Here is a 6659-nt window from a genome sequence, read left to right as displayed (position 1 = left end):
TTAAAGGTTGCGGCCTCAAGACCAAAAAGCGGAAGGAAACGCCAATTGTATTCTCCGCGGTTATCGCGCCGTTACTCCTAGTCTTGTGTCAACAGTCTCAAAGCCGTATGGGAAATGTGCTATGCATGAATAGGGACAAGTTTTATACTAAATACCACGACACATTAAAACTGGCGGGGGTGAGAGATTTGCCACCGTATTCATGCCGACACACAACTGCAACTGCCCTGGCACTCGGCAATATCGCGCCTTCTGTTATTCAAGAGGTTATTAGGCACACGAAATTCATTACAACTCAACGCTATATTCATCCAGACATGGCTTCTGCGCATCATGCAATTAACAGTCTGGATAAAGGAGAAGCTACTAAATAGAGAAATCCCCGAGGAGCAAATGCTCCTCCGAGATTTTTTGTACACTACTGATGTACAATACCCTGTACACTACACAGCGGAGTTTTACGTTCCTTGGTGGAATTTTACGGAACTTTTATAGTTTGCTTGCATATCAAAACAAACAGAATTAACATATAAAAAGCGCCTATAAATCGCAATTTATTGCAATTCATAGGCGCTTTATGGCGGAGAAGGAGAGATTCGAACTCTCGCGCGGTTTAACCCGCCTACTCCCTTAGCAGGGGTTGTTTTCCTGTTGCGCCGCAATGGATTGCGGCATTTTTCACTTTACCGTGTCCTGTATAGAAAAGCTTTTCCAAGATTTTATAGGACTTTATTGAGCCTTTCCTTTGTCCATCTGATTAACAGCTTTGTGCGCAGCTGCCGTGTCTGGATGAATATATCTTTGTGTCGTTGTGAACTTCGTGTGGCGCATCACTTCTTGAATTACGCCGGGTGCGATATTGCCCAGGGCTAATGCGGTGGCCGTCGTATGTCGGCAGGAATAGGGCGGCAAATCACGAACACCCGCTCGTTGCAGCGCAGAATGATATTCCTGATAGAACTTATCACGGTTCATGCAAAGAACGTTCCCTACACGGCTCTTCGACTGCTGGCATAAATCCAGCAGAACCGGAGCAATGATCTCAGGAAATACGATTGGCGTTTCCTTTCGCTTTTTCGTCTTCAGGCCGCAACCGCGAATCTCATAAGCATCCCAGTCAACCATATCCTTCTTAAATAAAAACAGCTCTCCTGGCATCCATCATGGAAAACCTATGTTGATTTTTCTGACATTCTATATAAAACGCGGGATTACAACCGTGGCTAAAATACCAGCAATGTAAAATCCGTTCATGCCCAGAGACACCTTGGTATATGTGTTTTTTAAATGCCTTATTACGAATAAAAACAATGTGTAACAGAAGCTAATCGCAATAAAAATACTGTAGCCAATTACGATGGAAATTGTATTAATGACGTTTAGTTTCCAAACGAAAATCATAGTTATTGGAACAAATACAGTTATAAAGGAAATGATACTTAGAATTTTATCTTTCATAATGATATACCACTTTTTTATGATTGCATCCGTTGTTTTTTCCTGTAGCTTTAGATACCTTGGCTTTATCCTCGAAGCCTTTCATAGAAAGCAGCATAACGATGGATAGTACTGCCATAATGAGCAGGACACCGATTTCCACAAAAAGATTAAACGTGAGTGTGCCGTCTCCCGTAAACTTGATAATTCCAAGACCAGCGGTAATAGGATAATAATCAGTTAACGCTCTGCCCGCGATAAAGATGCCACAGAAACCGTAAACAAATGCCAAGCCAGTCCCGGCGAGGAAACCGTTTTGTTTTCTACTAAAAAATATGATGATAGGCAACACCGCCAGAAAACAGCAAAGTCCTAATGCAATGAGTTGAAATAACGATTTCATTACAAGAACCGGAGATATATCTCCATGACAGAACATCGCACCTAAAACAAATGTACATAGAAAGCTAAAAAAACCGTACAATGCAGCAACAAGCCCTACTGTAATCACTTTTCCCGCCAATAATTTGCGAAATGAAATCGGTACAGTCAACATGTTTTTTAATGTATGATCCACATACTCGCGGTTTACGATATAGCCTCCGATCAGAACAATCATAAACGGAAAAGTCATGCTGAAGTTATTCCATATAACGCTGTTTGCATAACTTTCATACCGCATTATTTCATTACCGCTGTTCTGCTGAAAAACGGCTAAAAGTGCAGAAAACAACACGGATACAATGCCTACCCAAAGAATGCTGTAACGCTTAAGCTTTTGAAATTCCGTGATAACTATATTAATCATAGGTCCCTCCTAATCTTCCTGCTTTTTATATACGAATGAAATCAGCAAAACTGATATTACCGCAATTAAGATCAGTATGCCTGCACAAACCGGCGTGGAAAGCATATATGGTTTTCTCATTGCAAGATATTCCGCAGTCAGTCCGCTCCAATAGGATGTCCACCATCGCATAATGACCGGTGCGGGCAACACGGTAATGAGCGCATTGTTAGGTGCGAAGTTTAACATATTAAGTGATATGCCAAAATTAAAGATAGAATATATAAAGGCGATTAGAATAGAAAAAATATAACTTTTGTTAAAATAAATAATAGTAATAACAACAGGAAGAACTGAAACAAACAGCATCAGGCCAAGGATAGCACTTAGTCCTAATTTAAAAGCAACTCCTTCCACAGCACCCACAACTAGTCCGCCTAGGATGGTAGCTCCTAAGCCAGCTATGGAATATAGTACGGCAACAATCAAAAGCACGGATAGCTTTGCTGCTACAAGTTTGGTTTTGTGAACCGGTACGGTCATCAGGTTTTTTAGCGTGTCGCTGTCTCTTTCCATGAAGAACAGAATGCTTGCCACTACACTGAGTACGCATGGCAAAAGGAGAAAATCTCCGAACGTAACGACTAGCTTAAAAAGCTGTTCAAAATGCAGACTGTCTTTTGCTGCTAATGCGGTCAGTGGGATAGGAAAAATGCAGGCCGCTAACAAACAAAATAGAACAAACTTCTGCCGTTTGATTTTGGCAAATTCGCAAATGATTAAATCAAGCAATTCCCTCACCCCCGGTGACGTGCTTAAAGTAATCCTCCAAGGTATCATTTTGGGTATGCGCTTCTGATATATTGAGGCCGCTCTCAATCCATTTACGGGTAATATCGCCTACTTCTATTTCCAAATCGTAAAGCCGCAAATTATGGTCGTCATCAATATGAAAATTGGATGTATGAAAGTCAGCCTCCAAAATCCGGGAAGCCTGGGACGTGTCCGTTACGATGAAATGAACATATCTGCTGTTTTTCTTCTCTAATTCTTCCAAGCTTTCTTCTCCCAGTAAAACACCGTGGTCAATGATGCCAATATCGTCCGCCAACAGGGCCATTTCAGACAGAATATGGCTGGAAATTAAAACTGTTTTACCTTGTTCCGTACTAAGCCGCTTTATGAAATCACGGACTTCCACTATACCGATGGGATCAAGTCCGTTGATAGGCTCGTCCAAGATTAGAAGCTCCGGATCATGCAAAATAGCATTTGCGATACCAAGCCGCTGCTTCATTCCAAGCGAATACTGTGAAAACAGTTTTTTATCTTTATAAGGCAATCCCACCACATCCAACGCGTTTTTAATGGCATTGCTGCCCGGTACTCCACGGAGCCTCGCCATAATCTTAAGATTTTCCGTGCCGGTGAGATTAGGATAAAAGCCCGGTGATTCAATCAGGTTGCCAATTCGAGACAGAATTTTCTTTTCATTTGTACGCATATTTTTCCCGAAAATACGTACTTCGCCAGATGTAGGACTTGTCAGCCCCAGCAGCATTTTCATAGTAGTCGTTTTTCCCGCGCCGTTGCGTCCTAACAGACCGTAAATTCTGCCTTTCTTCACATGGATACTTAAATTGGCAACACTCTTTTGTTCACCGTATTGCTTTGTCAAATTATTGGTCTCAATTACAAGATCACTCAAGATATAAAGTCCTCCTTATTTTTATAGATCACATAAATCTAATTTTATCCCCTCAACCTTGCATAAACCTTGCACGAACCTTGAATTAACCTTGAATCTTTTGAGAGAAGTAAAACCTGCCTTTCAGCAGGTTTTTTCATCAGTCAGTGGAAATCGCACGATAAATTCTGTTTGTTGACACGTTTCACTTTGGACTGAAATCGAACCACCCATCTTTTCTGCAAGCTGCTGTACAATGGACAATCCTAAGCCGCTTCCTTTTTCAGAACGTGCCGTATCGCATTTATAAAGCCGTTCAAAAACATGCGGCAAATCCTGCTTGGAAATTTCTTTACCATCGTCCGCAACAGAAATCATTACATCAGCAGTAAGGAGAGACACCTTGATTTTAACGTGGGTTGCCCGACTATGAGATACTACATTTTGAATTAGATTGTTCATAATACGGGAATAGGCATCTGTATCTAAATTGACCTTTATGCGTTTTTCTGGGACGTCTATGTCGAAATCAAGTCGATTGTCCTCAAAGATCGGAATCCAGTCTTTAAGCAGGTTTCTGGTGAACTCCGCAAGCTCAACTTCCCGAATAGTAAAGGTTTCTTCATTGGAGTTCAGTTTAAACCATTCAAACAGCACATCTACATAGTCTTTCATATCATGTGCCCTCAACCGGGCGGTTTCTATATATTCTTCCCTCTCCGCACCAACTACAATACCTTTCTGCGCCGCATCTAAATATCCAATCAGAGTTGTCAGCGGAGTACGCACATCATGGGAAAGACTTGTCATCAATTGACTGTTGGTTTTCTCTGCTTTTTTTAAGTCAATGACCTGTTTCCGAAAATCAAGAACAATATCATTTATTTTATAACAGATCATAGAAGTCATATCACTGGGCTTTGCCAATATTTTCCGATTGCTGTTGCCTTGTGTAATATCGTCCAGTGTTTCTAAAATATCATTCAATTTCAACTTGACATTGTGCATTTTTCTAGATATCAGCAGGGCGGAAATAACAGCGATAAAGGCAATTACAACCACAGCAACAAGTACCGGAAGCTTCATATAGACTCCATCCATTTTACACCTCCCGGCTAAAGCGGTAGCCTACGCCTTTCACTGTTTGAATATAGGTTGGATTATTCGGGTCAGGCTCTATCTGTTTTCGCAGTTTGCTGATATATCCCATGATATTATTGTCATCATAAGCATATGGCTCCTGCCATATTTCTTCATATATTTGCTGCTTGGTTAAAATTCTGCCTTGGTTTTTGGCAAGGTAATGGAGAATGTCAAATTCCTTTGCGTGAAGCTCAACTTGCTTATCTCCAATGTGAACAATCCGCGTGTCCAAGTCGATGGTAAGCTTTTGAAAGGAGAGCCGATGAGGTTCTTCACTTACGCTGATATTGTTGTTTAAGGTTGTATATCTGCGAATTAAGGATAAAATGCGGGCGATAAATTCTTCCACATCGAAAGGCTTTGTCAAATAGTCATCGGCGCCGGAACGAAGGCCATTTACTTTATCGGTGCTTGCTGTTTTTGCCGTAAGCATTAACACTGGGACGGCGCTAAAGCTTCTAATTCTTTCAAGAACTTGAAATCCATCCATTTCAGGGAGCATAACGTCCAAGACAATCAATTGATAATTGCCTTGCAATGCTAACTTTAAGCCATCTGTTCCTGTATACGCAAATTCAGCAGAGATGTTCTCTTTCTCTACACATTTTTTTAGTAATTGACATAGCCCCATGTCATCGTCGATAATCAGAATATTGTTTTGCATTCCACGAGTCTCCCTTACTTTTTACTTTGAGATTTTTTCTCGCATCAGCAGGCTTTTCCGCATCTTTCGGTATCGCCCAGGCATAACCGAAGCGGACAGCGCCCATAACGCGGTTCTCTTCGCAGAGTTTCTGTATCCTGCGTTCTGAAATTTTCCATTTGTCAACGGCTTGCTAGACGGATATATAACCAAGGATGTTTGTCCTCCAAATGTTATTATCAGCTTTACAGTATATATGGAGAAGCGAACAAAGGCAAACTTGTCGTTCAACTCAAGAGTATCGTCGATTCTCGACCCTCCAAGAAAATTTAAACTAAATAATTCTAAATATCATGATTCTGCATATCGTTTCACCTATCGAGCAGGAACTGAAAACTGTTATTGGTAAACTAATTAACAAGTAACAATCAAAAAACGCATAGCCGAGTTGCATGGCAATATGTAGAAAGCCTTAACGAGTATCTTACATATACGGAAGCATCTTATGCATTGTGAACAGTAGTCTCAATGAACTACCAAACGAAATAAAAGTATTACCATTAATTATTACGCCTAATGATGAAATATATAGTTTTGACTTCAAGTTTGACACCATTTTCATTAAGTTATCGGGCAGCGATGAATCAAACATTATTGGCTGTACAAAAAGAAAAAATCCGACAGATAGCAATGAATTCTATAAGACATTTATAATTACACCTTGTGGATAAGAAGAATATTTTAGATATTTAGCATTTTCAAAAGCCATTACACGGGAAAAATGACGATAACCCTTTGGCAATGGGTCTTCGTCAGAAAGTGCGGCGTCAGCTGGCTTACGCGTCGTGACGGTGATGTCGCCGGTCGTGTCTTTGTTGATCTCCGCCAATTCCACCAAGGAACGTAAAACTCCGCTGTGTAGTGTACATCAGTAGTGTACAAAAAATCTCGGAGGAGCATTT

9 protein-coding genes are annotated in these 6659 nt (G+C 40.8%); 1 reads left to right on the top strand and 8 read right to left on the bottom strand.

All coding sequences use genetic code 11. From position 1 onward, the window contains the following. Window positions 1–374, top strand: a 374-nt coding sequence (locus RT018_RS15465; protein WP_312943205.1) for a tyrosine-type recombinase/integrase, incomplete at its 5' end; no start/stop codon positions are given. A gap of 355 nt (window positions 375–729) precedes the next feature. Here RT018_RS15465 and RT018_RS15460 read toward each other — a convergent pair. The 8 genes from RT018_RS15460 to RT018_RS15425 all read right to left on the bottom strand — a co-directional run bounded on the left by RT018_RS15460 (window position 730) and on the right by RT018_RS15425 (window position 6595). Next, window positions 730–1158 (bottom strand): tyrosine-type recombinase/integrase, encoded by a 429-nt coding sequence (locus RT018_RS15460; protein ID WP_312943204.1) that lies wholly within the window; start codon window positions 1156–1158, stop codon window positions 730–732. A gap of 289 nt (window positions 1159–1447) precedes the next feature. Then, window positions 1448–2245 carry an ABC transporter permease gene (locus RT018_RS15455; RefSeq protein ID WP_312943203.1) on the bottom strand — a complete coding sequence of 266 codons (798 nt, stop codon included), beginning with the start codon at window positions 2243–2245 and terminating at the stop codon, window positions 1448–1450. A gap of 9 nt (window positions 2246–2254) precedes the next feature. Then, window positions 2255–3016: an ABC transporter permease gene (locus RT018_RS15450; protein ID WP_397360477.1), complete on the bottom strand. Its 762-nt coding sequence runs from the start codon at window positions 3014–3016 to the stop codon at window positions 2255–2257. After that, a complete protein-coding gene (locus RT018_RS15445; RefSeq protein ID WP_312943201.1) occupies window positions 3009–3932 on the bottom strand; it encodes an ABC transporter ATP-binding protein in 924 nt (307 codons plus the stop codon). The genes RT018_RS15450 and RT018_RS15445 overlap by 8 nt, the downstream gene beginning before the upstream one ends. Before the next feature lie 123 nt (window positions 3933–4055). Next, the gene (locus RT018_RS15440) at window positions 4056–5012 is read right to left on the bottom strand and encodes a sensor histidine kinase (protein ID WP_397360475.1); all 957 of its coding nucleotides are present in this window, start codon (window positions 5010–5012) and stop codon (window positions 4056–4058) included. Between the two features lies 1 nt (window position 5013). Then, window positions 5014–5718 carry a response regulator transcription factor gene (locus RT018_RS15435; protein WP_312943200.1) on the bottom strand — a complete coding sequence of 235 codons (705 nt, stop codon included), beginning with the start codon at window positions 5716–5718 and terminating at the stop codon, window positions 5014–5016. Then, a complete protein-coding gene (locus RT018_RS15430; RefSeq protein ID WP_312943206.1) occupies window positions 5687–5869 on the bottom strand; it encodes a DNA-binding protein in 183 nt (60 codons plus the stop codon). The genes RT018_RS15435 and RT018_RS15430 overlap by 32 nt, the downstream gene beginning before the upstream one ends. A gap of 525 nt (window positions 5870–6394) precedes the next feature. Next, window positions 6395–6595 (bottom strand): hypothetical protein, encoded by a 201-nt coding sequence (locus RT018_RS15425; protein WP_312943199.1) that lies wholly within the window; start codon window positions 6593–6595, stop codon window positions 6395–6397. Window positions 6596–6659: the final 64 nt, after the last annotated feature.

Origin of the sequence: Oscillibacter sp. (assembly GCF_032060045.1) — a bacterium.
Classification (GTDB): Bacteria; Bacillota; Clostridia; order Oscillospirales; family Oscillospiraceae; genus Oscillibacter.
This window is presented reverse-complemented; position numbering and strand designations above follow the sequence as displayed.

Coding starts and splice junctions, on each gene's coding strand:
- RT018_RS15435 (WP_312943200.1), bottom strand. CDS start 5,718: ATGCAAAACAATATTCTGATTATCGACGATGACATGGGGCTATGTCAA.
- RT018_RS15440 (WP_397360475.1), bottom strand. CDS start 5,012: ATGGATGGAGTCTATATGAAGCTTCCGGTACTTGTTGCTGTGGTTGTA.
- RT018_RS15455 (WP_312943203.1), bottom strand. CDS start 2,245: ATGATTAATATAGTTATCACGGAATTTCAAAAGCTTAAGCGTTACAGC.
- RT018_RS15460 (WP_312943204.1), bottom strand. CDS start 1,158: ATGCCAGGAGAGCTGTTTTTATTTAAGAAGGATATGGTTGACTGGGAT.